The organism is Rhodococcus sp. BH4 (genome assembly GCF_002079265.1).
GTDB classification, from domain to species: Bacteria; Actinomycetota; Actinomycetes; order Mycobacteriales; family Mycobacteriaceae; genus Rhodococcus_F; species Rhodococcus_F qingshengii.
On sequence record NZ_CP014941.1, the window covers coordinates 2,436,118 to 2,459,574 of the forward strand.

The 23,457-nt window shown below is 62.2% G+C and carries 24 protein-coding genes; 12 read left to right on the forward strand and 12 right to left on the reverse strand.

Translation table 11 applies throughout. The features are described from left to right. Nucleotide 1: 1 nt before the first annotated feature. Nucleotides 2–2,536, reverse strand: a complete 2,535-nt coding sequence (locus A0W34_RS11325) for an alpha/beta fold hydrolase (protein WP_081557692.1) — start codon at nt 2,534–2,536, stop codon at nt 2–4. Between the two features lie 178 nt (nt 2,537–2,714). Here A0W34_RS11325 and A0W34_RS11330 point away from each other — a divergent pair, with 178 nt between their 5' ends. The 3 genes from A0W34_RS11330 (at nt 2,715) to bluB (ending at nt 5,083) form a co-directional block, all read left to right on the forward strand. Then, nucleotides 2,715–3,323, forward strand: a complete 609-nt coding sequence (locus A0W34_RS11330; protein WP_081557693.1) for a lipocalin family protein — start codon at nt 2,715–2,717, stop codon at nt 3,321–3,323. 81 nt (nt 3,324–3,404) lie between these two features. After that, nucleotides 3,405–4,457 carry a CobW family GTP-binding protein gene (locus A0W34_RS11335; RefSeq protein WP_070162203.1) on the forward strand — a complete coding sequence of 351 codons (1,053 nt, stop codon included), beginning with the start codon at nt 3,405–3,407 and terminating at the stop codon, nt 4,455–4,457. Continuing rightward, nucleotides 4,454–5,083 carry a 5,6-dimethylbenzimidazole synthase gene (bluB, locus tag A0W34_RS11340; RefSeq protein ID WP_081557694.1) on the forward strand — a complete coding sequence of 210 codons (630 nt, stop codon included), beginning with the start codon at nt 4,454–4,456 and terminating at the stop codon, nt 5,081–5,083. The genes A0W34_RS11335 and bluB overlap by 4 nt, the downstream gene beginning before the upstream one ends. A gap of 14 nt (nt 5,084–5,097) precedes the next feature. On the opposite strand, the gene A0W34_RS11345 is transcribed toward bluB, so the two are convergent. The 4 genes from A0W34_RS11345 to A0W34_RS11360 all read right to left on the reverse strand — a co-directional run bounded on the left by A0W34_RS11345 (nt 5,098) and on the right by A0W34_RS11360 (nt 9,389). Continuing rightward, entirely contained in the window at nt 5,098–6,537 is a 1,440-nt protein-coding gene (locus A0W34_RS11345) for a DEAD/DEAH box helicase (protein ID WP_042450056.1), read from the reverse strand. Between the two features lie 228 nt (nt 6,538–6,765). Next, nucleotides 6,766–7,179, reverse strand: a complete 414-nt coding sequence (locus A0W34_RS11350) for a molybdenum cofactor biosynthesis protein MoaE (protein ID WP_003944730.1) — start codon at nt 7,177–7,179, stop codon at nt 6,766–6,768. Then, nucleotides 7,172–8,158: a bifunctional molybdenum cofactor biosynthesis protein MoaC/MoaB gene (gene moaCB / locus A0W34_RS11355; protein WP_030534962.1), complete on the reverse strand. Its 987-nt coding sequence runs from the start codon at nt 8,156–8,158 to the stop codon at nt 7,172–7,174. Before moaCB ends, A0W34_RS11350 begins: the two co-directional genes overlap by 8 nt. 28 nt (nt 8,159–8,186) lie before the next feature. Next, complete coding sequence (locus A0W34_RS11360) at nt 8,187–9,389, reverse strand: molybdopterin molybdotransferase MoeA (protein WP_081557695.1); 1,203 nt, start codon at nt 9,387–9,389, stop codon at nt 8,187–8,189. A gap of 111 nt (nt 9,390–9,500) precedes the next feature. On the opposite strand from A0W34_RS11360, the gene moaA reads away from it, so the two are divergent. From moaA to A0W34_RS11375, 3 genes are all read left to right on the forward strand, one after another. Beyond that, nucleotides 9,501–10,559, forward strand: a complete 1,059-nt coding sequence (gene moaA / locus A0W34_RS11365; RefSeq protein ID WP_081557696.1) for a GTP 3',8-cyclase MoaA — start codon at nt 9,501–9,503, stop codon at nt 10,557–10,559. Further along, the gene (locus tag A0W34_RS11370) at nt 10,552–10,809 is read left to right on the forward strand and encodes a MoaD/ThiS family protein (RefSeq protein WP_030534960.1); all 258 of its coding nucleotides are present in this window, start codon (nt 10,552–10,554) and stop codon (nt 10,807–10,809) included. The genes moaA and A0W34_RS11370 overlap by 8 nt, the downstream gene beginning before the upstream one ends. Nucleotides 10,810–11,123: 314 nt before the next feature. Continuing rightward, nucleotides 11,124–11,879 (forward strand): hypothetical protein, encoded by a 756-nt coding sequence (locus A0W34_RS11375; protein WP_003944763.1) that lies wholly within the window; start codon nt 11,124–11,126, stop codon nt 11,877–11,879. A gap of 25 nt (nt 11,880–11,904) precedes the next feature. On the opposite strand, the gene nadE is transcribed toward A0W34_RS11375, so the two are convergent. After that, on the reverse strand, nt 11,905–12,729 hold the full coding sequence (gene nadE, locus A0W34_RS11380; protein WP_003944695.1) for an ammonia-dependent NAD(+) synthetase: 825 nt from the start codon (nt 12,727–12,729) through the stop codon (nt 11,905–11,907). Between the two features lie 68 nt (nt 12,730–12,797). Between nadE and A0W34_RS11385 the strand changes: the two genes are divergently transcribed. Beyond that, entirely contained in the window at nt 12,798–13,352 is a 555-nt protein-coding gene (locus A0W34_RS11385) for a nucleosidase (protein ID WP_003944766.1), read from the forward strand. Nucleotides 13,353–13,371: 19 nt separating this feature from the next. On the opposite strand, the gene A0W34_RS11390 is transcribed toward A0W34_RS11385, so the two are convergent. Next, on the reverse strand, nt 13,372–14,151 hold the full coding sequence (locus tag A0W34_RS11390) for an META domain-containing protein (RefSeq protein ID WP_058038594.1): 780 nt from the start codon (nt 14,149–14,151) through the stop codon (nt 13,372–13,374). A gap of 35 nt (nt 14,152–14,186) precedes the next feature. Continuing rightward, nucleotides 14,187–14,786: a TetR/AcrR family transcriptional regulator gene (locus tag A0W34_RS11395; RefSeq protein WP_003944690.1), complete on the reverse strand. Its 600-nt coding sequence runs from the start codon at nt 14,784–14,786 to the stop codon at nt 14,187–14,189. A 106-nt stretch (nt 14,787–14,892) separates the two neighbouring features. Between A0W34_RS11395 and A0W34_RS11400 the strand changes: the two genes are divergently transcribed. Beyond that, entirely contained in the window at nt 14,893–15,459 is a 567-nt protein-coding gene (locus A0W34_RS11400; RefSeq protein ID WP_003944689.1) for an NAD(P)H-dependent oxidoreductase, read from the forward strand. A 70-nt stretch (nt 15,460–15,529) separates the two neighbouring features. Here A0W34_RS11400 and A0W34_RS11405 read toward each other — a convergent pair whose 3' ends face one another. Next, nucleotides 15,530–16,357 (reverse strand): siderophore-interacting protein, encoded by an 828-nt coding sequence (locus tag A0W34_RS11405; RefSeq protein WP_081557697.1) that lies wholly within the window; start codon nt 16,355–16,357, stop codon nt 15,530–15,532. Nucleotides 16,358–16,648: 291 nt separating this feature from the next. Between A0W34_RS11405 and nrdH the strand changes: the two genes are divergently transcribed. From nrdH to nrdF, 4 genes are all read left to right on the forward strand, one after another. Next, nucleotides 16,649–16,879 carry a glutaredoxin-like protein NrdH gene (gene nrdH, locus A0W34_RS11410; RefSeq protein ID WP_003944717.1) on the forward strand — a complete coding sequence of 77 codons (231 nt, stop codon included), beginning with the start codon at nt 16,649–16,651 and terminating at the stop codon, nt 16,877–16,879. A gap of 82 nt (nt 16,880–16,961) precedes the next feature. Next, nucleotides 16,962–17,441 (forward strand): class Ib ribonucleoside-diphosphate reductase assembly flavoprotein NrdI, encoded by a 480-nt coding sequence (gene nrdI, locus A0W34_RS11415; protein WP_003944767.1) that lies wholly within the window; start codon nt 16,962–16,964, stop codon nt 17,439–17,441. Next, on the forward strand, nt 17,399–19,582 hold the full coding sequence (gene nrdE / locus A0W34_RS11420; protein WP_003944756.1) for a class 1b ribonucleoside-diphosphate reductase subunit alpha: 2,184 nt from the start codon (nt 17,399–17,401) through the stop codon (nt 19,580–19,582). Before nrdI ends, nrdE begins: the two co-directional genes overlap by 43 nt. A 76-nt stretch (nt 19,583–19,658) precedes the next feature. After that, complete coding sequence (gene nrdF, locus A0W34_RS11425; RefSeq protein WP_003944744.1) at nt 19,659–20,624, forward strand: class 1b ribonucleoside-diphosphate reductase subunit beta; 966 nt, start codon at nt 19,659–19,661, stop codon at nt 20,622–20,624. Between the two features lie 73 nt (nt 20,625–20,697). Here nrdF and A0W34_RS11430 read toward each other — a convergent pair whose 3' ends face one another. From A0W34_RS11430 to A0W34_RS11440, 3 genes are all read right to left on the reverse strand, one after another. Continuing rightward, nucleotides 20,698–21,171 (reverse strand): NUDIX hydrolase, encoded by a 474-nt coding sequence (locus tag A0W34_RS11430; protein WP_081557698.1) that lies wholly within the window; start codon nt 21,169–21,171, stop codon nt 20,698–20,700. A 66-nt stretch (nt 21,172–21,237) separates the two neighbouring features. Further along, entirely contained in the window at nt 21,238–22,242 is a 1,005-nt protein-coding gene (locus A0W34_RS11435; protein WP_231783550.1) for an iron-siderophore ABC transporter substrate-binding protein, read from the reverse strand. Nucleotides 22,243–22,399: 157 nt separating this feature from the next. Continuing rightward, nucleotides 22,400–23,395, reverse strand: a complete 996-nt coding sequence (locus A0W34_RS11440; RefSeq protein ID WP_081557699.1) for an ABC transporter substrate-binding protein — start codon at nt 23,393–23,395, stop codon at nt 22,400–22,402. Nucleotides 23,396–23,457 lie beyond the last annotated feature (62 nt).

A 23,457-nucleotide genomic window follows, 5' to 3' on the forward strand; every position in this document is an offset into this window, starting at 1 on the left:
GTCACGCTCGATCACAGACTCGATCGATGATCGCCGCAGTCTTGCGGACGTACGGTTGGCGGACGACGTCTTCGTGGCACGCGTCGACGTCGTCGAAATCCAGTGAGCCCGTGGCAATGAGTGACCAGATCTCGCGTCCACGGTTGTTGGTGGCCCCACGGATCACGGTGACGGGCGCGGCGCATGCTCGTATTCGATGCTTCCGGAGCGCCTGGCCTCCGATGTAGAGGAACACGGTCCACTGGGTGGCCGGCGGGTACTGCAGAATGCCGGCGAACAGCGTGCGGATCCACATGGCCGCGACGGTGCGTCTGGTCGGCTTCCAGCGGGCATTGGTGGATGGTTGTGGTGCAAGGTCGACGATCGACGGATCCAAAGTGATGCCCGCTCGACCAGCCAGTCGTGCGGCAGCCTCGGTGGAGATTCTGGTGTCGAGAACGGTGACGTGTTCGACAGTGTCACCTGACTCGGACAGCTGTGCCGCCATTTCCAGCGCCACGTAGCCGCCGTACGAGTATCCGGCGAGGAGGTATGGCCCGGTGGGCTGAATCTTCTTGATTTCGAAAATGAAACGGCGGGCGCTTGCTTTCACCGACCGGTCGGGTAGTCCGCGAGATTCGAAGCCGTGTGGCTGAAGTGCGTAAACCGGCCGATCGGTGTGCAGCGCTTTCGACAAGGTGGACAGCGTCGTCGATGGGCACCCCGCTCCGTTCATGATGAACAGCGGTCGCCCGGAGCCTTCGAGCTTCAGTGGCACCATCGTGTTGTGACAGACGCGATCATCGGGATCGATTCTGCGCCGATCCACCAGCGCTGCAAGGTCTTTGACGGTACTGGCGGCCGCGAACTCCGCCGCCGTGATCCGGATCCGGAACATGTCGTGAATCTTTGCCACCACTTCGGTTGAAGCAAGCGAATCGCCGCCGAGTTCGAAGAAGTCGTCCTCACGGTCGATGGAGTCGATACCGAGAATCGACTCCCAGATCGAGGACAACCACAATTCGGCGGGCCCGGCGAGAGTCGGTGGAGTGGACCGCACCTCGACGGAGGGCAGCGCTGTTCGATCGACCTTTCCTCTTTCGTTGCGGGGCAACGCCGGCATCAGAACAAAATGTCGGGGGAGCATCCAGGCCGGCAGATATGTCGCCAATTCGCGCCGCATCTCGGCGCCCGACCGTGCCATCACGGCTTTGGTCAGGACCACGTAGGCGACGATCTCCGGTCGATCGTTCTCGAGGACGACGGCCACGAAAACATCGGCGACGCCGGGAATTCGACGAATATGCGCCTCGACTTCCATCGGTTCCACCAGATAGCCCCGAATCTTGACGGCGTCGTCGACGCGTCCCCGCAGTTGCAGTTCTCCGCGTTCGTCGATGCGGCCCCGGTCACCGGTCCGGTAGATGCTCACTCCGTCGCCCAGGCGCGTGAATCGTGTTGCAGTTCGATCCGGGTCGCCGTGGTATCCGTCGGCAAGATCACTGGAGACAACCTGAATCTCTCCGATCTCTCCGTCGGGGAGAGGCACGCCGTTCACATCGACGATCTGTACGTCCTTGCCGTCGCGAGCACGTCCGGCCGGTACCACTCCGACGGGTAGTTCGGAATGTGGTGGGAACACGTTGTACGCGACGACACCGGTCTCGGTGGTGGCCAGCCAGTTGACGTACGTGACGCGAGCGAAGCCGTGACTGCGATGGCGCGCGTAGTCCTCGCCGTGAACTGCTTCCCCGTACGTTACGACGACGCGTAGGGAACCGATCGAATCATCATTTGCTGCATCGCAATCGAGATCCGACCACGCCCGCAGAAAGGACGGCGCACAGTGCGTGGTCGTGATCGAATTCTCGATCAGCCAGTCGTCGATTCCCGAGACGCCGTCGATACGTGGATCCCAGCAGAAGACCGTGACTCCGTTCATCAGGCCCATGATCAGGGCCGTGATTCCGGCTCCGAAACTGACGGGCAACAGGTTCCCGATGTGATCATCGGGTCGCAGGTCGATTGCTGCGGCAAGTTCGTCGGCCTTGTTCAGGCACATGGAGTGGCTCAACACGACTCCCTTGGGTGCCCCGCTGGTGCCTGACGTGAACGCGATCATGGCAGGGTCGGAACTCGATGGTTCCAACGCGCTGTCGAATCTGAAGCCCGTCGCAGCAGACTCGTCGAGTATCGACTGCAGCGCGACGGCGCCCGAGGTGCTCATGATGTGCGCTCGGCGGGCCTCGGGGAGTTGTGGGTCGATCATGACCAAGGGCCGACCGGAAATCAGAGTGGCGAGGATGGCGGGCACCGACTCGGCCGTTGGTTCGAGATCGACCGCAACCGGGCGTGCCCCGTGTGACCCACGTAGGCGAAGTTCGCGGGCCAATGCGTCGGTCCGGAGTTCGAGTTCGGCGAAAGTGATCCGGTCGCGCGGAGTCACGACGGCAACGGCGTCGTGCTGCATAGAGGTGACGCGGCGCCACCTCGACTCGATCGTCTCGTCGATGACTGCATAGCGAGTGCGTTCTAGACCTAAGTCGACAACCTTCATCACAGTAGCTCCGTCCGACTTTCAGCTATCTTTTAGCAAAGACTACATAAGGTTTGTGAAGTAGGTCCATAACAAACCAAAAGTAGTTTTACATACCGCCCCATCCTCCAGTCCGTCAGCTCCGAATGTCTTGAGGAACCAATGCCGATCGAGCGTTGTGCAGACGAGGAGCAGTGACATGAAGTGGTCGGGGCGAAGTGCGATTGCGATTGCGATTGCGGGAGTGTGCGCCGCAGTGACGATGTTTTCGGGAACCGCGCAGGCGAGCCCAATCTGGGAACCCTTGCAGCCGGTGGCGAACCTGGACGTCGCGCGCTACGTAGGGGAATGGAACCAGGTGGCGGCGATTCCTCAGCCCTTCAGCCTCGCGTGCGCGAAGGACACCCGGGCGAGTTACGGGATCGTCGATTCGTCGAACGTGAGCGTGAAGAACACGTGTACGACGTGGACCGGTCAAGCCAACGAGATCGTCGGGAATGCCCGAGTTACCGATCCAGCAACGGGTGCCCAGTTGCATGTGAGCTTCCCCGGGGTGCCCTCACAGGAAAGCTTGGACGGCCCACCCAACTACATCGTCACCTACATTGCCGATGACTATTCATGGGCACTGGTGGGCGATCCGCTCAGGCTTTCCGGGTTCGTGCTCTCACGGTCGGCGGTCGTCGACGCGGCAGGCTGGAGTGAGATCCGCCGGGTCGCCGAATCCCGTGGATACAACGCATGCACGATCCTGACGTCACCGACCACCGAGGGCACGTCGGACATCCGTCCGCTCTGCACGGTGTGAGTCTGCTGTCAGCGTGAACCTTCCGGAGCCACACTCCACTACGATCACTGATCGGTACGTGTGGTTTCGGAAGGTTGTGTGGTGGCGAAGAAGCAGATTCCCGTAATAGTCGTCGCAGGCTTTCTCGGTTCGGGCAAGACGACGCTGCTCAACCATCTTCTGCGTAACAACGACGGTGTACGCATCGGCGTGATCGTCAACGACTTCGGCTCCGTCAACATCGACTCGATGATGGTCGCCGGTCAGGTCGATTCGATGGTCTCTCTCAGCAACGGCTGTTTGTGCTGCGCTGTCGACGTCTCGGACATGGACGAGATGCTGAACAAGTTGGCGCACCGGCAGTCCGGGATCGACGTGATCGTCATCGAGGCCAGCGGGCTTGCCGAGCCGCGGAACATGATTCGACTCGTCCTCGGAAGTGAGAACCCGTCTGTCGTCTACGGCGGCCTGGTGGTCCTGGTCGACGGAGCCAATTTCTCCACCGTTCGCCGCGAACATCCCGAGCTCGATCAACATGTCCGCCTGGCAGACCTGGTGGTAGTCAACAAGATCGACAGCGTTCCGGTCGCCGAACGCGAGCGATTCACGGCCGAAATTCGTAAGTTGAATCCGCGAGCGCCGATGGTGGAAACCTCGCACTCGCGGATAGACCCCGCTCTGTTGTTCGATACCGGCGAGGTGACCCCTCCGGCTCCGGGCGATCAACTGAGCCTCGACGAACTCCTGCGCGACGGGCACGACGACGATCACGAGGACGGCTCGTGTCACCACGATCACCTGCACCACCGCTACGAATCGGTTGATTTCGCATCGGAGACGCCTCTCGATGCCAGGGCTCTGACGCACTTTCTCGAGAATCAGCCGTCGGGTGTTTACCGCATCAAGGGCTTCGTGAACTTCGAGATTCCGGGCTACACAGGAAAATTCGAGATCCAATCGGTGGGTGATCATGTCCGGATCACGCCGCTGCGATGGAAGTCGGGCGAACCTCGAACCACGCAACTGGTTGTGATCGGTACCGGGATGGATTCGGGGGCGGTCGGCAGCGCGCTCCGCGCCTGCGTGCGCGAAGAAACGGTCGAACCGCACCCCGACGCCATGCTGGGATTGCACCGCTATACCGTCGGGGCGTGAGTGAATCAGCTGTATCCGTGTACGAAGCGATTCGGCGACGGCGAGACGTTCGCGCCGAGTTCTCGGGAGAGATCGTCCCCGACGAAACTCTGATGCGCATTCTCGACGCCGCCCATCGCGCGCCGAGCGTGGGAAACACGCAACCGTGGGATTTTGTCGTCGTTCGTAATCCGGAGACGCTCGACACCTTCGCGGCACACGTCGCCGATGCCCGGGTGAAATTCGCGCAGTCCTTGCCCGAGGATCGCCGCTCGACGTTCGACCCCATCAAGATCGAGGGAATTGCCGAGAGTGGTACCGGCATCGTCGTCACTTACGACCCGTCGCGCGGTGGCCCGAACATCCTCGGCCGTCATACCGTCGACGACACCGGGCTGTTCTCGGCGGTGCTGGCAATTCAGAATTTGTGGCTCGCCGCGGTAGCCGAGGAGATCGGCATCGGCTGGGTTTCGTTCTACGACGAGAAGTACCTCACCGAACTCATGTGCATTCCGTCACCCGTTCGCCCCATTGCCTGGCTGTGCGTCGGGAAGGTGACCGAGTTTCAACAGGTTCCGGATCTCGAACGCTTCGGATGGCGACAGCGCCGGCCATTGGCCGACGCTGTCCATTACGAAACCTATTGAGTTGTACCGGTGGCCTAGCGTGCGGGACGGCCACCGGTGGAGCCTGCGGTGCGAGCGCCGCCGCCGGTGCGGGGACGGCGAGCGCCACCACCGGCATGTTCCTGACGGGCAGCTCCGCCGGTGCGAGCACCGCGTGACTGACCGCCCTGTCCGGAGCGAGCCTGACCCGAACGTGCTGCGCCGCCGCGTCCACCCTGGCCGGCGGGACGCTGCCCGCGTCCACCGTTCGGCTGGGCAGGAGCCTTCGGAGCCGGCGTGACGTGCGGTGCGATGTCGCCGACCAACTTGACGACGTGCTCGGAGTTGGCAGTCGAACGGACCGGGGTCACCTTGATGGCTGCCTTGCGCATGAGGATCGCAAGATCCTTACGCTGCTCGGGCAGAACCACGGTGACCACGTCGCCGGCGCTGCCTGCGCGAGCGGTGCGACCACTGCGGTGCAGGTAAGCCTTGTGCTCGGCCGGCGGATCGACGTGGACGACCAACTCGACGTCGTCGACGTGGACGCCACGCGCTGCGACGTCGGTGGCGACGAGGACGCGCGCTTCACCGGCGGAGAATGCCGCCAGGTTACGGTCGCGAGCAGCCTGCGAGAGGTTGCCGTGAAGGTCAACGGACGGGATGCCCGACTCGGTGAGCTGGCGAGCCAACTTGCGAGCCTGGTGCTTGGTGCGCATGAACAGGATGCGACGACCGGTACCGGAAGCGAGCTTCTCGACCAGAGCCTTCTTGGCTTCGACGCCGTCGACGTCGAACACGTGGTGCGTCATTGCGGCGACGGGGGAGTTGGCCTCGTCGACCGAATGCATGACCTCGTTCTTGAGGAAACGCTTGACGAGCTTGTCGACGCCGTTGTCCAGCGTTGCCGAGAACAGTAGACGCTGCCCGTCCTGCGGGGTGGACGAGAGGATGCGGGTGACGACGGGCAGGAAGCCGAGGTCGGCCATGTGGTCGGCCTCGTCGAGCACGGTGATCTCGACGGCGTCGAGACTGACGAACTTCTGCTTCATGAGGTCTTCGAGGCGACCGGGGCAGGCGACGACGATGTCGACTCCGGCCTTGAGAGCCTGAACCTGGCGGTGCTGCGAGACACCACCGAAGATCGTGGTCACGCGCAAGTCGTATGCGGCGGCCAACGGTTCGAGGGTTGCGGTGATCTGGGTGGCGAGCTCACGCGTCGGTGCGAGCACCAGGCCGAGCGGTCGACCCGGACGACGCTTTCCTCCGGACAGTTCGCCGGCGAGGCGGGAGACCATGGGGATGGAGAACGCGAGGGTCTTGCCGCTTCCGGTCTTTCCGCGGCCCAGTACGTCGCGCCCCGAGAGAGTGTCGGGGAGGGTGTCGATCTGGATCGGGAACGGAGAAGTGATTCCGCCGTCTTCGAGAGCTTTCACCAGCGGTGCGCGCACACCGAGGGCTGCGAAGGTGGTAGCGGGCGTAGAGATGTCAGACAAGTGTGTTCAGAGCCTTTCGGGCACGTGTTCGTGCCCGGATGCCGACACGGGAATTAACCGGTCGAACAATCAAGCACAGTGGTGGCGGCGCTGCCGGTCGGCAGGCTTCTTCGCCGTAAGAAGAGCGGGTGCATTGAGCACTCAGCAAGAAAATTTGCGTTCTACGACGCTGGATGCCCGATTTCAGGCACCTAGTGATGGCAACTCTACCTTCCCGGAGCGTTCGACCTACAACCCGACCCATTCGGAGACGCCGTTCGCGAAGTGTTGCCGCTTCCAGATCGGTACCTCGTGCTTGATGCGCTCCACCAGTTCGGCGCACGCGGCAAACGCCTCCGCTCGATGCGGCGCGGCGACGGCGGCGACCAGTGCGAGGTCGCCGATCTCGAGGTGACCGACGCGATGGATCGCGGCAACCGGCAGGCCGGTCGAGGCCGCAACCTCTTGGCAGCACGTCTCGAGGAAGCGTTCGGCATCCGGATGCGCTTGGTACTCCAACGCCGAAACCGCTTGACCTCCATCGTGATTGCGCACCGTTCCCGTGAACACCACAACAGCGCCGTTCTTCGGACCGGCAACGGCGGCGTCGACGGTGTCTGCGTGAATCGGTTGCTCGGAGATCCGAGCCAGTAGCTCACTCATCGTGCGCTCCTCCGCCTGCGACCTGCGCGAGCAGGTGATCGATGATGGGTTCGAGGACGGCGAGACCGTCCTTCACTCCACCGGGAGAACCCGGAAGATTGACGATGACCGTCGTACTTGTGAGACCTGCCACACCACGGCTCAGCGACGCGTGCGGTGTCTTCTCGAGGCCCTTGGTCCGGATCGCTTCTGCGACGCCGGGCAACTCACGGGTCAAGACTGCCCGGGTAGCTTCCGGGGTGGCATCCGTGGGGGAAGCCCCGGTGCCGCCGGTACTGATGACGAGTGACGGGGAGCCCTCCTTGGCGTCAGCGATGCCCGCCGCGATGTCTGCGTCGGCGTACACAAGCGGTCCACGTACCTCGAAGTCCCGTTCACGTAGCCAGGTCGCGATCGTGGGTCCGGTGGTGTCGGGTCTGGTGCCGTTCGCACCGCCGGTGGAAGCCACGAGGACGGTCGCGGACCGTGCCGAGGTGAAGGTGTGCGCCGGAGCTGTCTGTGCGTTCTGAGTGTCGCGGGTCCAATGTCCGCGTTTACCACCGTCTTTGGTGAGCAGACGAACACCGTTCATGGTAGCTCCGGGGTCCACCGCTTTGACCATGTCGTGCAAGGTCAGGCCGGCTACCGCGACGGCGGTGAGTGCTTCCATCTCGACGCCGGTCTGTCCGCGAGTCTTCGCCGTCGCCTCGACGGTGATCGATGTTTCGGTGAACCCGAATTCCACCTTGACCGACGAGAGCGCGAGTTGATGACACAGCGGGATCAGTTCGGAGGTCTTCTTCGCACCGGCGATTCCGGCGATGCGCGCGGTGGTGAGGACATCAGCCTTGGGCATGCCGTCGGCGCGGACGAGGCGAACTACCTCGGCGGTCGTGACGAGTTCGCCGGCGGCGACGGCGATACGCGTCGTCTCGGCCTTGGCGCTGACGTCGACCATGCGCGCTCGGCCCTCGCTGTCGACGTGTGTCAATTCGGTCATCAGTGTCCTTTGAATCAGATCGAGTGAATCAGATCGAGGAAGTCGAGAGCGGGACGACGTCGACGAGATCGCCCGCGCCGAGCTCGGTCACGGCGGCGGGGATGTCGATCAGGACGTCGGCCCACGCCATGGCTGCAACAAGGTGCGATCCGGGTCCGGCAACGAGTTCGATTCCGTCCGCAGTTCTGCGTGCCCGCAGGAACTGCCGCTTGCCGTCCACCGAACGCAGCGGTGCAGTCAACGGGAGTCGCTCGCGCGGGATCTCGGGCAGGCCCGCGGCCCGGCGCAGTTCGCCCCGTGCGAAGACCTCGAAGGAGACCATCGTGCTCACCGGGTTGCCCGGGAAGCTCAGTACCGGCACTTCGTTCACCACTGCAGTGCCTTGCGGACCGCCCGGCTGCATTGCGACGTGGCCGAAGTGTGCTCCCAGAGGCGTGAGAGTTTCCTTCACCACCTCGAAGTCGCCCATGGACACTCCGCCGGAGGTGAACACCAGATCAGCGACCGAGGTTGCGTACGAGAGCAATTCGCGGAACTCGGCGGGGTCGTCGCTGCTTCGGGCGACGGATACGACATCGGCGCCGTTGGCTTCGGCCAATGTTGCCAAAGCTGGACCGTTGGAATCGTAGATCTCACCGGGTTCGAGAGTTGTTCCGGCACTTTTCAGTTCGGCGCCCGTCGTAATTATCGCGACCCGTGGCTTCGTGTAGGTGTCGAGCGAGGCCAGGCCCACAGCACTCAGCGCGGCGATATGGCGAGGTTCCAAGTGCGTTCCGGCCGTGACCAGTAGCATTCCGGCGGTGATGTCGCTGCCACGTTCGCGTACGAATTCGCCTACCGACCTGCCCCGTTCGATCGTGACGACGTGCTCGGTGACACCCGTTGTGTCCTCGACCGGAACAACGGCGTCGGCACCCTCGGGAAGCGGAGCACCGGTCATGATGCGAAATGCCGATCCTGGAAGGTGTTTCGGTTGTTTTCCGCTTCCAGCGGCGATCACGCCTCGAACCGTCAGTGTGGTCGGAACCGAGGCCACAGAAGCAGCATCGACGGCATACCCGTCCATCTGCGAGTTGCGGAAGAGTGGCAGGTCTACCGGTGATGCGATATCCGAGCAAGTTATGCGCCCCAACGCTTCTGCCGTCGGAACTGCCGTCGGAGAGAGGGTGTGCAGGCCGGTGAGCAATCCGGAGATGTGCGACGCGTGTTCCTCGACCGAACGCGCGCTCATGACAGTAACCTCGACAACCTCGACATGTTTTGATCCTAGGCGGTGTGGTCCGTCCGACACACGGAGTACGGCTTTCGGTCATACTGGAGCAATACGGAAGTTGGTGAAGTGATGACAGTGGTCTCGATGGGAATTCCCACCGTGCGGTTCGACGCTGCCTCCCTCGCCGGTCGTCCCGAGACGGATCTCCTGGTCGACAGGTTCGGGCGTGTTGCCAGAGATCTGCGAGTCTCGATCACCGAGAAGTGTTCACTTCGTTGCACGTATTGCATGCCGGAGGAAGGCTTGCCGGCCATCGCTGCGGAAGATCTTCTGAGTGCCGACGAGATCATTCGAGTGGTCGGAATCGGCGTCGAGCGGGTCGGTATTCGTGAAGTGAGATTCACCGGCGGGGAACCGTTGATGCGTAGTGACCTCGAAAAGATCATCGCGGGGTGTGCCGCTCGCGTGCCAGGAATTCCACTTTCCATGACTACCAACGCCGTTGGGCTCGAACATCGTGCGGCGAAGTTGGCTGCAGCTGGTTTGACTCGCATCAATGTTTCCCTGGATTCGGTTGATCGCGCCCATTTCGCTGAATTGACGCGTCGAGACAGGTTGCCGTCCGTTCTCGCGGGAATTCGAGCGGCAGCTGCGGCCGGGCTCGCGCCACTGAAGATCAATGCGGTGCTGATGCGTGAAACGCTCCACGGCGCGGCGGATCTTTTTCAGTGGTGCCTCGAAGCCGGCGTCGAATTGCGCTTTATCGAGCAAATGCCTCTGGACGCAGACCATGCATGGGCACGCGAGAACATGGTGACCGCGGCTGAATTGTTGTCCGTTTTGGGAAGCCGTTTCGAATTGGAAGCAATCGGCCGTGAAGATCCGTCGGCTCCTGCCGAAGAATGGCGTGTCGACGGGACCACGATGACGGTAGGGATCATCGCTTCCGTGACCCGCTCGTTCTGCAGTGAATGCGATCGGACGCGAATGACCGCAGAGGGAACAATTCGGTCATGTCTGTTCAGTGACCGTGAAGTTGATCTGCGTGCCGCGCTCAGGGCCGGAGCAAGTGACGACGAACTAGCGGATTTGTGGCGCGGTGCGATGTGGAACAAGTGGGCTGGGCACGGCATCGACGCCGCGGACTTCGTTCCGCCGGAAAGAAGTATGGGAGCGATCGGTGGCTGATCCGCATTCGATCTCGGTTCGTTACTTTGCTGCTGCAGCGGATGTATCCGGTTGCCGTAGCGAGGTAGTCGCCATTTCGCCCGACAACACACTTGCCGAGTTGGTGGCGGTGCTGGTCGGGCGATACGGACAGGAGATGGAGCGAGTGCTGTCGGTCTCGGCTTTCCTCGTCGGTGACGAGTTGACCCGCGACGTCTCTCGAGCCTCCGGTAGCGCTGTCGATATTCTTCCGCCTTTCGCTGGAGGCTAGTCCGAGAATTGCCGGCGTAGCTATTTGTGGGCTGCCGACGTATTGTCCTTTTTCGGTTTGCCGGTCCAAATATTTATATCTTGATCACTCCAGCTCAAGTGGCATCTATCTCCGTTTTTTCCATTGTTGGTCAATTGTCCAGCATTGGTCGTTTTGTTTAGTTTCTCCTACTTTTGGGGGAGCGAATGCACTTCGAATTGCCAAGGTGAATTGTCATCTGTTTGGATGACAAAAGAAATAACTTCGCTGTTGGTAATTGTCGACATGTGTTAATTTTGGCGCAATTCCACTCGGGATATGTGAAAGGTATTTCAATGTCGATTAATTCCACGCGCCGTGTCGGAGTCGTCGTAGCACTCCTCGGGGCAGCTGCACTCACCGCTCCGGCAATTGCTACTGCGCTTCCGTCCACCGGTTCTCTCGGCTCTTCTGCGCCGGAAGCCTCCTGCTCGACCCTGTCCACCGAAGCGACGCCGAACGGGTGGGGCATCCCGTTCACCGACGAGAAGGATCAGACCGCGTCGTACTCGGCCGACAACGTTCTCGACAAGGACGGTTCACTGAAGCTGGCCGTTGACGGTACCGGCGATCGTTCGGTTTCCTACCATTCGGCCGGCGGTATCAAGCTGTCCGACGCAGTCGGCAAGGCGATCGGCTTTGCCGAGCGCGCCGCCACGCCGACTGCGGCATTCCAGCTCCGCCTCACCGGAACCACCGGCGGAAAGTTCGAGAACGGATTCACCACCCTGGTGTGGGTCCCGGGACCCGACGCGACGCCGACGGCTGACGGCGGCGTTCACGCGGATCTCCAGAAGGGCGTGTGGTGGAGCACTCAGAACATCGACGGCGCCAAGGACCGCGTGTCAGTGCCTTTGGCTGACATCGTCGCCGCGAACCCGAACGCGGTAGTCGACCACTACGGCGTCAGCGTGGGCACCGGTTCCGCCGCCACGTCGACGCTGGTCGATGCAGTGCAGTTCAACGGATGCACCACCAACTTCGCGAAGAAGGATCCGGCTTCGGGAACGGGTTCGCTGGGCGACGTCTTCGGCAGCCTGTTCGGTAGCTAGTCGCTGGTAAGAGCTCTGGTAGGAGTTACTTCCACCAGTCATCGAGGGGTGTGACCGGCACCGTGCGCTTGTGACGAGTGTTGGTGAACATCTTCTCGAGCTTCTCGGCTACCTCGGAGGAAACGTCCTTTCCTTCGAGGTAGTCGTCTATCTGTGAGTACGTGACGCCGAGGGCAACTTCGTCGGGTAGCGCGGGTCGGTCGTCCTCGAGGTCGGCGGTCGGCACCTTGCGCCACGTGCTCTCGGGTGCGCCCAATTCCTGCAGCAATGCAGCGCCCTGGCGTTTGCTCAAGCCGGTGAGCGGCGTGATGTCGACACCGCCGTCGCCGAATTTCGTGAAGAAGCCGGTAATCGCTTCTGCGGCGTGGTCGGTACCGATCACGAGGTAGCCGAGCTGACCGGCAATCGCATACTGAATGACCATTCGTTCGCGCGCCTTGATGTTGCCACGGACGAAGTCGCGTAGTTCGCCGTTCCCCAACGCCTCGGAGGCCTCACGGGCCGTGGCGTCGGCGCCAGGCTTGACGTTGACCGTGAGAGAGCGGTCCGGCTTGATGAAGCCGAGCGCGATCTGAGCGTCGGATTCGTCGGCCTGCGCGCCGTAGGGGAGTCGAACGGCGACGAACTCGGCCTCGTGGCCTTCTTCACGAAGTTCCGTGACCGCGCGTTGGGCGAGGGCTCCGGCGAGCGTGCTGTCCTGACCGCCGCTGATTCCCAGAACGAACCCTTTGGCGGGGGTCGAGCGCACGTAGTCCTTCAGGAACTGGACTCGCGCGCGAACCTCCGCTGCGGCGTCGATTGTCGGCTTTGTGCCGAGTTCTTCGATGATGCTTTCACGCAGTGTGGCCATGAATGGACTCTAGCGATGTGAGCAGGCGCGTGCAGTGCCACCGTATCCGGGGCGGTACGGTCGCGCACATGAGTGCGAACAACGTTCTGGTGGTCAGTGCGACGAAGTCGGAAGCGGCATACGTGCCGCAAGGATACGAACTGCTGATCACGGGGATTGGAAAGGTCAGTGCTGCAACAGCAGTCGCCTCTGCTCTCGCGCGGTACGAGCGGGATGATCTGCCGCTGGTCGTCAACATCGGGACAGCCGGTGCGCTGCACGCGCACCACGGCGGCCTCTATGTTCCCGGCGTCGTCATCAATCACGACATCAGCAGCACCGCGATCCGAGCGCTGGGGCACGACGTCGCGGACCGTTTGGTGCTCGCCGGCGGTGACGACTCGGTGTTGGCGACCGGCGACGCATTCATCGCCGACGCTGCAACCCGGGACGCCCTTGCGCAGCGAGCCGATCTGGTCGACATGGAGGGGTTTGCCATCGCATTCGCCGCGCAGGCTGCGGGTGCTACCTGCCGACTCGTCAAACACGTCAGCGATCACGCGGACGACTCGGCCTTGGACTGGCCCGCGATGATCGATGCCAGCGCCCGCGAGTTGGGGCGCTGGCTGCTCGACAACGTCTGATCGAGCCTGCAGCGTCTGGTCAAGCCTGCGCAGTCAGTATCAATCCGGTGTCGTCGGGCTTGCGCAGGGTCAGCGTGTCGGCGTCGACGGTGTAGCTCACTTCGCCGTCGAGCACCGCCAGGATCTGGCGCTCGATGTCCATGTTCTCCTCGGGGCAAGCCATACGCGTGGTTGCCATCGGCGTGAACGTGACTGTGGTGTCGGACGTCTGGGCGCTTCCGGTCATGCGATTGCATCCGGTGCTCCCGCTGACCGAACCGTCTGCGGCAATCGTCAGTTCGGGAGCTGACGTCTCCAGAGCCAGGCTCGTACTGATCGCATCGGGACTGATGAGGGACGTGACAGTCCACGTCGTGCCCTGCAGCGGTCGATCCGGCGTGACGATTTTCTTGTCCTGCAGGGTGACTGTGTCGTCCTTCGATGTCAGGACGAGGGTGTCGCCGTCGAGGCTCCACGCCGGCGCAGCGGTCAGCAATGTTGTTGTCCAGGAGTCGGATTCGGCGATGCCGGGAGGGCAGCCCATCATGGTCGACGCCATGGTGCCGGTGGTCAGCGTGCCGTCGGTGAACTCGACCGAACCGTTTGCCGTGTTGCATCCGGCGCTCGCGGACACTCGACCGGCCTGGCTGAAGTCGAGAGTCAGCGGGCCGCCGCCGGGAATTTGTGTTCCATCCACGGAGGTCGAGATGAACACACGACCGGAGGGATCCGTCTTGTCTTCGGGGGTGTCGGACGAAGCGGAGCAACCGCTTACCGCGGCGATGGTCAGGAGGCCGATGACGGCTGCAGCGATGCGCATGGGCTCACATTAAGTGGTGGGACGGATCGGGGGAGTCAACATCGAGTAACGCGCCGGGCAAGGTCTTCCCAGCCGGCGGCCAGACGCTCGGTGGTCATCCCGAGATCGCGCACCTGATGAAGGACGAGCGACGCTTCGAGTGGTGCCAACAGTGCTGAAGCGAGCAGATCGAGGTCGCCCTCGACGCCGGCTCCTCGAAGAAGCCCGATGACGTGAGCGATGCCGAGAGCCCGGGCCGGACCGCCAAAGCGGTATTCAGGAGCGTTTTCCGCCGCTCGGAGGACTTCGCCCTGTACTTCCACCATGGCAATCCGGGCTCGTCCGAACGCGATGAGGCGCTCGATCGGCGGCGCGCCCGGACCCAACGGTGGGGGGCCGAACATGAATGCCTGCTGCAGTTCTCGCTCGGTGTGATCGAGCAGTGCCTGCATCAGTCCCGATCGATTGCCGAAGCGCCGAAAAACTGTGCCCTTGCCCACACCGGCCCGGCACGCGACAGCGTCCATCGTCACCGCGTCGACACCTCGCTCGGCAACGAGGAGGGCTGCGGCGTCGAGCAGAAGTACGCGGTTACGTGCTGCGTCACCGCGCTCGACCGGCGCGGCGCCGATCTGGGGGAGGGGGATTGCGCTCACGGGATCAGGTTACAGGGCCGGGGAATGTAAGTGGACCGCGGTCCGTTTAGTTGATATAACTTTCAACCGGAGCCACCAACCGCACCACTCTCGAAGGAAACTCGCTATGTCACAGACCAATGTTCTCGTTCTCGTCGGCAGCCTGCGCGCCGGATCCGTCAACCGCCAGCTTGCCGAGACGGCTGTGTCCGCCGCACCCGAGGGTGCAACGCTGACGGTCTTCGAAGGCCTCGCCGACGTCCCCTTCTACAACGAAGACATCGACGTCGAGGGTGCTTCCATTCCCGCTGTCGACGCACTGCGCGCCGCTGCGAGCGACGCTGACGCGTTCCTGCTCGTCACCCCCGAATACAACGGCACCATCCCCGCAGTTCTGAAGAACGCCATCGACTGGATCTCGCGTCCGTACGGTGTCGGTGCAGTCAAGGACAAGGCTGTCGCAGTCATCAGCGCTTCGCCCAGTGGCAACGGCGCCAAGTGGGCACACGAAGACACCACCAAGGCAGTCCGCATCGCCGGCGGCAAGGTCGTCGAGGACACCGCACTGAGCATCGGTGGAACCGGCGCACTGTTCGGTGAGCTGCACCCGCGTGAGAACGCAGAGGTGCTCGCTCAGGTCTCCAAGGTCGTCTCCGACCTCGTCGACGCCGGCAAGCAGCTCGTCAACGCGTAATCCGTTTCACGAGTGAGGGCCATGCCGGAAGGTATGGCCCTCACTCGTATGCGAGTCACGCCCATATGCGCTAAAGCCCTTCGCGTTCCATCGCGTCGTCGACGGCGTCGCGAACCGACTCGAAATCCTTGCCGGCCATCATCGCTTCGCCCATCGCGGCGTCGATACGGTCGGCGACGACGGCGTACCGACGCTCCCAGTTCTCCTTGTCCTCCCGCCAGTAACCCATCACGTGCATGCGGGGTGCCGGGATTTCCCATGTTCGACGCAGATGGGCGCGGATGCGTCTGGCGGTCGCGGCCTCGACTGCACACCAGATGTAGCCCTCGCCGGGAGGCAGGGCAGCGCCGGCCAATTCGGCGAGCAGCGAGTCCGATTCCTCGATCCATCGGTAGTGAGCGTCGGCGCGCGTCGTGAACGTCTGCTGTTCGCTCGGCGCGGGTACCTGCGCGATGACGTGGATCGGTAGACCGTCGGGTGCTTCTTCGAGAATTCGCCCGATCGCGGGCAGAGCGGCGTGATCGGCGACCATCAGCAGCCAGTCGCAACCTGCCGGCGGCGTGAACCACCCGCTCGCCGTCGAGAGGTGAACGGTCTCGCCCGGTTGCGCAGTCGCGGCCCAGAGTGCCGCGCCGCCGTGGCCGTGGAGAACGAAGTCGATCTCCAGCTCGTTCTTCGACGGCTGCCAGCGCCGGACCGTGTAACTGCGGGCGTGAGGGGGAATGAGAGGGAATCTGACGAGCACCCGTTCGTCCGGGCTACCACTCGTCTCGAAGTCGCTCAGGCCCTCCCCACCGAAGGTGATTCTGCGCATCAACGGTGTCACCTGCTGTGTTCTCGTCACGGTTGCCTGGTGGCGTGGAGCCTCGTCCTTCGGGGGTGTTTCCACGACGCTCATGGTAGGTCCGTGGCGCGGCTCCGAGAGGCCGGCGAGCAAAAAAATAAACTGTGACGCGCGACACGCCGACGCGCCGGGAAATGAAGGCGCTGAACAGGGGCGACCTGGGAATTCCAACGATGTGACTCACAACATCTCGCGTTATGTGTTTCTGTCGGCCACTAGGTGTAGTGTCTTGAGCACTGAGAGACCACAACGCGGAACGCTTCGAGCGAGACTCCGGCAATCGGTCGTATCGGTGCTGAACATCACTACATCGGCCTTTGTTGGCTAAGCGAAAGAGGGACTCTCATGAGCATCACCGTCTACACCAAGCCCGCTTGCGTTCAGTGCAATGCCACCTACCGCGCCCTGGACAAGGCCGGTCTCGAATACAACGTCATCGACATCACCGAGGATGCCGAAGCCCGCGACTACGTCATGGCTCTCGGGTACCTCCAGGCACCCATCGTGGTTGCCGGTGAAGATCACTGGTCGGGCTTCCGTCCCGATCGCATCAAGACCCTGACCGTCGCTGCTTGAAGCGCCGCAGTGTCGGCGGTGGACACCTCCGCCGACACATCTGAGTAGTTCCGGGCACCGTACAAGAAAATGGTGACAACCGATGACTTCGCTGGTCTATTTTTCCAGCGTGTCGGAGAACACCCACCGATTCGTTCAACGTCTCGGCCTGCCTGCGACACGTATACCTATCCATGACCGTGACGGCTCATTTCGTGTAGACGAGCCCTATGTGCTGATTCTGCCCACCTATGGTGGCGGGGTCACCGTGACAGGGCGCGACACCAGTTATGTACCGAAGCCGGTCATTCGTTTTTTGAACAATCCACACAACAGGTCGTTGATCAGAGCAGTGATCGCGGCGGGAAACACCAATTTCGGTGAGTCCTTTTGCTATGCAGGAAACATCATTTCCCAGAAATGCCACGTTCCTTTTCTGTACCGGTTCGAACTCATGGGCACTGCCGAGGACGTCGACCGGGTACGAGAAGGCTTGGGGGAGTTCTGGAATCATCTCGAAACAGAGAAGGAGCACGGGCAGTGGCGCCAACCATCACTGACACGATCGCGGCAGGAAGCGTAGAGCGTGATGCGCGCGGCGGCGATTCCACCAACGGTCTCGACTACCACGCACTCAACGCCATGCTCAACCTGTACGGCGCCAACGGTGAGATCCAGTTCGAGATGGATGTCGCTGCAGCCCGTCAGTACTTCTTGCAGCACGTCAACCAGAACACCGTGTTCTTCCACAACCTCGACGAGAAGCTGGACTACCTCGTCGAGGAAAACTATTACGAGCCCGAGGTTCTCGATCAGTACTCACGTACTTTCGTGAAGTTCCTGATCGATCACGCGTACGCCAAGAAGTTCCGCTTCCCGACGTTCCTGGGTGCATTCAAGTACTACACCTCGTACACGCTCAAGACCTTCGACGGTAAGCGCTACCTCGAGCGTTTCGAAGATCGTGTCTGCATGGTTGCGCTCACCCTGGCCGCAGGCAACGAAGACCTGGCCGTCGAACTCGTCGACGAGATCATCGCCGGACGCTTCCAGCCCGCCACCCCGACGTTCCTGAACTCGGGCAAGAAGCAGCGCGGTGAGCCCGTGTCCTGCTTCCTGCTTCGTATCGAAGACAACATGGAGTCCATCGGTCGCTCCATCAACTCGGCACTGCAGCTGTCCAAGCGCGGTGGCGGAGTTGCCTTGCTGCTCACCAACGTTCGTGAGCACGGCGCACCGATCAAGAAGATCGAGAACCAGAGTTCGGGTGTCATCCCGATCATGAAGCTTCTCGAGGACTCGTTCTCCTACGCCAACCAGTTGGGTGCGCGTCAGGGCGCCGGTGCTGTGTACCTGCATGCGCACCACCCCGACATCTACCGGTTCCTCGACACCAAGCGTGAGAACGCCGACGAGAAGATCCGTATCAAGACGCTCTCACTCGGCGTCGTGATCCCGGACATCACGTTCGAACTGGCGAAGAAGAACGAGGACATGTACTTGTTCTCGCCGTACGACGTCGAGCGCATCTACGGAGTTCCGTTCTCCGACATCAACGTCTCCGAGAAGTACTACGAGATGGTCGACGACAAGCGAATTCGCAAGTCCAAGATCAAAGCTCGCGAGTTCTTCCAGACCGTCGCCGAATTGCAGTTCGAATCGGGCTACCCCTACATCATGTTCGAGGACACGGTGAACCGGGCGAACCCGATCGAGGGCAAGATCACGCACTCGAACCTGTGCTCGGAGATCCTGCAGGTTTCGACGCCTTCACTGTTCAACGACGACCTGTCCTACTCGAAGGTCGGCAAGGACATCTCCTGCAACCTGGGTTCGCTGAACATCGCGAAGACCATGGACTCGCCCGACTTCGCCAAGACCATCGAAGTGTCGATCCGCGGATTGACGGCGGTGTCCGATCAGACGCACATCTACTCGGTGCCGTCGATCGAGCAGGGCAACAACGACTCTCACGCCATCGGCCTCGGTCAGATGAACCTGCACGGATACCTTGCTCGTGAGCGGATCTTCTACGGCAGCGAAGAAGGCATCGACTTCACGAACATCTACTTCTACACCGTGCTCTTCCACGCACTGCGTGCGTCGAACAAGATCGCCATCGAGCGCGGCTCGTACTTTAAGGGTTTCCCGGAGTCGAAGTACGCCTCGGGTGAATTCTTCGACAAGTACACCGATCAGGCTTGGGAGCCGGCAACCGACAAGGTTCGCGGACTCTTCGCCGATGCGAAGCTGCACATCCCCACTCAGGACGACTGGCGTGAGCTGAAGGCTTCGGTTCAGAAGCACGGTATCTACAACCAGAACCTTCAGGCCGTCCCGCCGACCGGCTCGATCTCGTACATCAACTACTCCACCAGCTCCATCCACCCGGTGGCGTCGAAGATCGAGATCCGCAAGGAAGGCAAGATCGGCCGCGTCTACTACCCGGCGCCCTACCTGACCAACGACAACCTGGAGTACTACCAGGATGCCTACGAAATCGGGTACGAGAAGATCGTCGACACCTATGCTGCCGCAACGCAACACGTCGACCAGGGCCTGTCGCTGACGCTGTTCTTCAAGGACACCGCAACCACTCGCGACATCAACAAGGCGCAGATCTACGCGTGGCGTAAGGGCATCAAGACGCTGTACTACATCCGTCTGCGTCAGATGGCACTCGAAGGCACCGAGGTCGAGGGCTGCGTTTCCTGCATGCTGTAAAGGGCTCCGCCCCCGTGCGCCTTTTCGGTAGTGGTTACTACCGAAAAGGCGCACAACCGAACGAAGTGAGGAACTAATGGTCAAGCTGGTCAGTCGCGTTTCCGCCATCAACTGGAATCGCGTCCAGGACGAGAAGGACGCCGAGGTATGGGATCGCCTCGTCAGCAACTTCTGGCTGCCCGAAAAGGTGCCGGTCTCCAACGACATCCCGTCCTGGGGAACGCTGACCGCGCAGGAGCAGCAGCTCACCATGCGCGTCTTCACGGGCCTGACGCTGCTCGACACCATCCAGGGAACGGTCGGCGCCGTCAGCCTCATCCCGGACGCGATCACTCCCCACGAAGAAGCGGTGTACACCAACATCGCCTTCATGGAATCGGTGCACGCGAAGAGCTACAGCTCGATCTTCTCGACGCTGTGCTCCACCCCCGACATCGACGACGCGTTCCGCTGGTCGGAGGAGAACCCCAACCTGCAGCGCAAGGCGCAGATCGTTCTCGACTACTACAACGGCGAGTCGCCGCTCAAGCGCAAGGTCGCATCGACGCTCCTCGAGAGCTTCCTCTTCTACTCCGGCTTCTACCTGCCGATGTACTGGTCCTCGCGAGCCAAGCTCACCAACACCGCAGACCTCATCCGCCTCATCATCCGCGACGAGGCCGTGCACGGGTACTACATCGGCTACAAGTACCAGAAGGGCCTCGAACAGCTCACCGAGGCCGAGCGTGAAGAGCTCAAGAACTACACGTTCGAGTTGCTCTTCGAGCTCTACGAGAACGAGGTCGACTACACCCAGGACCTCTACGACGGCGTCGGTCTGACCGAGGATGTCAAGAAGTTCTTGCGCTACAACGCCAACAAGGCGCTCAACAATCTCGGCTACGAAGGCCTCTTCCCGAAGGACGAGACGGACGTCAATCCGGCTATCCTGTCGGCACTTTCACCGAATGCGGACGAGAATCACGACTTCTTCTCCGGCTCGGGTAGCTCCTACGTCATCGGCAAGGCCGTCAACACCGAAGACGACGACTGGGATTTCTAGAGAGCGACCTACACGCCGAAGCCCGACTCCTGCACACGCGGGAATCGGGCTTCGGCCGTGTATTGAGAGCGGGCTAGCGCTGAAACCACGCTTCCGGCTTGTCCAGCAACGCTTTTGCGAGGCGCAGACGCGAGGTTTCCGTCATGTCCGAAGGCAGTGCGCTCGGCGCGAACCACGCGACCTCGAGGTTTTCGTCGTCCGCCACGTGTGCATCTCCGCCGGTCCACCTGGCCAGGAAACACACGTCGAGGTACTGAGTCACGTCGCCGTTGGGGTACGTAATGGGATCTGTGACATCGACACTCGTGATCCGAACCAATTCGGCGTCGACGCCGGTTTCTTCCTTCGCCTCGCGCACCGCCGCCGCCGACGGTTCCTCCCCAGGCTCGAGAACGCCGGACACGACGGCCCACTGACCGTTGTCGGCGCGGCGGGTGAGCAGGACCCGACCGTCGTCGTCGCGGATCACGACGCTCACTCCGGACAGCCAGAGCGGCGCATGACCGACCTTCTCGCGCAAAGCGACAATGAATTCCGGGATCGGCATGATCAGAACCCGACCGTCACAGTTGTGGCGAGCCGCCTCGAATGTGGGAGTTGTGGTTCGTTCCGGTCAGCTCGCATATCCGTTCAAGGTTCCCTTCAAGTCCGCCAATACGGCACGGGCAGCAGTCATCCCGTTTCCGTTCCAGATGTCGTCTTCCGCTACGAACACACGTCGGTCTGTGGCAGCGGCGAGGTCCTGCCACTGGTCGCTCTTCATGATCTCGGTGCCGTAGGTACGGCCGTTCGGCCCGTCGAAGAGGACGTAGATCAAGTCCCCTTCGGCGGCGCTGAGATCGTCGGCCGGAATCGGTGCCGTGGTCGCATCGGTCAATCGCTGCGCCGGTGGGCGCCGGACGCCGACGTCGCTGAGGATCTGTCCGGCGAAGGATGCAGGGCCCTCGATCTGCAGGTCCTTCGAACCGAACCGAACCACTGATGCCTGCGTCTGCGATGCATTCAATGCGTCGCCGAGCTGCACGACGTCCTGCTGGTAGCGGTCCAGCTCCGTCGCAGCCGCGGACGAACGGCCCAGTGCCTGGCCGGCGAGGGCGAACTGCGCTTTCCAGTACACGGGATCCGAGCCCGCGAACACGGTGGGGGCGATGGCGTCGAGTTGCCCGTACAAGCCGTCGGACGCCGGACTGGACCCGAGGATCAAGTCCGGCGCGGCGGCCTTCACTGCGTTGACGTCAGGCGCGCTCACGGGGCCGACACTCGGAATCTCCGAGATGCCGAAACCCAGGTACGACGGTTGAGGCGAGTCGACACCGGTTGCGGCGCCCACTACCCGCTCCCACAGACCGAGGGCGCACACGGCGTCCATCGAGACACTGTCGAGGACCACGATCCGTTGGGGATCGGAAGGAACCTCGGTTTCACCCGCAGTGTGTACGACTCGACGCTTCACCCCGGGGCCCGCTCCCGGGTCGGCTTGCGTCGGCGTCGGGCACGCGGTGGCGGTGTCGCGTTCGATGCCCATCACGCCGGCACCGGCGATCGACGTAGTGGTCCGGACGATGGTGCTCGCCGGATCGTCCGACGAGTCGGACGAGCAACCACCGAGGACGAGCATCGTGGCGGCGATCCCCAGGATCGAGACACGACGAACGGACGTGCAGGCGGTCGTGCGTGAGAGAACAGACGTGCGTGAGAGAACAGACGTGCGTGAGAGAACAGACAAGTCGACGGCTTCCTGTGTGAGCGGGCGCCGTTCAGGTTAGCTGTTCGACTCAGCTGTTCTGCTTGTCCACCTCGAACGTGTCCGAGAGGTCGTCGAGGATCATGTGGGCGCCCTGGATGCTGACCGGCGACATCCAACGTGAATCGTCCACGTCGACCTTGCGTCCTCGAAGCGTCTGCCACAGCGGGCTCTCGAGGAACGGCTTCGCAGCTTCGGCGCTCTTGCCCTCGGCGTCCTGCCAGGTGCTGATGAAGATGACGTCCGCGTCGGCTTCGTTGATCAGCTCGGGGCTGATCTTCATCATGATGTTGCCGGCATCGGCGGGGTCAGGTCCCTGGTTGTCCGGGCGCTTCAATCCGGCGTCCTGAAGAACGATGCCGCTGAACGAGGTGGTGCGGTAGAGACGTGCGGTCGGTTCACCGGCGAACCGGACTACCGAGATGACCGGGTTGTTCGCCTTCTCGTTGATTTCCTTGCCGACGGCAGCCGCGCGTGTTTCGTATTCGGTGATCTTCGCCTCGGCCAGCGATTCCTTGCCCAGCGCTTCACCGACTACGCGGATGTTGTCCTTCCACGTCGGACCGGTCGTCTGGGTGAAGACGGTGGGCGCGATTGCGGAGAGCTGCTCGTAGTTCTTCCCGTCGCGGACCTCGGCGGAGATGATGAGGTCCGGCTGCAGTGCGGCGATCTTCTCGAGGCTTGCACTGCTGACCGTGCCGACCGTGACGGCGTCCGCGGCGAATTCCTCCCGCGAGGATCCGAGGTAGTCGGGCAGACCGGGCTCGCGGTAGTCGACGTAGCCGACGAGCGGGGATTCGAGGAGAAGGACGGCGTCGGTGAAGCTGTTGTCGAGCGCGACGATCCGCTGGGGTGCTGCCGGGATTTCGGTGCTTCCACGGAAGTGTTCGATCGTGCGGGGGAATGCGCCCGACTCGGTCGAGGTGGTGGTTGCAGCGGGCTCGTCGTTACTCGAGCAGGCTGGAACGACCAAGGCGATCGAGGCTGCGACGGCTACCAGCGCGGCGCGGCGGGGAAAGAATTTCACTGAATACTCCTGAGGTGAGTTAGGCGAGGGTGACCTTATCAGTGGAGGAGATGGCCGAAAAC

Coding starts and splice junctions, on each gene's coding strand:
- A0W34_RS11430 (WP_081557698.1), bottom strand. CDS start 21,171: ATGCCGATCCCGGAATTCATTGTCGCTTTGCGCGAGAAGGTCGGTCAT.
- A0W34_RS11390 (WP_058038594.1), bottom strand. CDS start 14,151: ATGCGCATCGCTGCAGCCGTCATCGGCCTCCTGACCATCGCCGCGGTA.
- nadE (WP_003944695.1), bottom strand. CDS start 12,729: ATGGCCACACTGCGTGAAAGCATCATCGAAGAACTCGGCACAAAGCCG.
- A0W34_RS11385 (WP_003944766.1), top strand. CDS start 12,798: ATGAGTGCGAACAACGTTCTGGTGGTCAGTGCGACGAAGTCGGAAGCG.
- nrdI (WP_003944767.1), top strand. CDS start 16,962: ATGACTTCGCTGGTCTATTTTTCCAGCGTGTCGGAGAACACCCACCGA.
- A0W34_RS11350 (WP_003944730.1), bottom strand. CDS start 7,179: ATGAGTGAGCTACTGGCTCGGATCTCCGAGCAACCGATTCACGCAGAC.
- moaA (WP_081557696.1), top strand. CDS start 9,501: ATGACAGTGGTCTCGATGGGAATTCCCACCGTGCGGTTCGACGCTGCC.
- nrdH (WP_003944717.1), top strand. CDS start 16,649: ATGAGCATCACCGTCTACACCAAGCCCGCTTGCGTTCAGTGCAATGCC.
- moaCB (WP_030534962.1), bottom strand. CDS start 8,158: ATGACCGAATTGACACACGTCGACAGCGAGGGCCGAGCGCGCATGGTC.
- nrdF (WP_003944744.1), top strand. CDS start 19,659: ATGGTCAAGCTGGTCAGTCGCGTTTCCGCCATCAACTGGAATCGCGTC.
- A0W34_RS11405 (WP_081557697.1), bottom strand. CDS start 16,357: ATGAGCGTCGTGGAAACACCCCCGAAGGACGAGGCTCCACGCCACCAG.
- A0W34_RS11400 (WP_003944689.1), top strand. CDS start 14,893: ATGTCACAGACCAATGTTCTCGTTCTCGTCGGCAGCCTGCGCGCCGGA.
- A0W34_RS11375 (WP_003944763.1), top strand. CDS start 11,124: ATGTCGATTAATTCCACGCGCCGTGTCGGAGTCGTCGTAGCACTCCTC.
- A0W34_RS11325 (WP_081557692.1), bottom strand. CDS start 2,536: ATGAAGGTTGTCGACTTAGGTCTAGAACGCACTCGCTATGCAGTCATC.
- A0W34_RS11435 (WP_231783550.1), bottom strand. CDS start 22,242: ATGCTCGTCCTCGGTGGTTGCTCGTCCGACTCGTCGGACGATCCGGCG.
- A0W34_RS11330 (WP_081557693.1), top strand. CDS start 2,715: ATGAAGTGGTCGGGGCGAAGTGCGATTGCGATTGCGATTGCGGGAGTG.
- A0W34_RS11360 (WP_081557695.1), bottom strand. CDS start 9,389: ATGAGCGCGCGTTCGGTCGAGGAACACGCGTCGCACATCTCCGGATTG.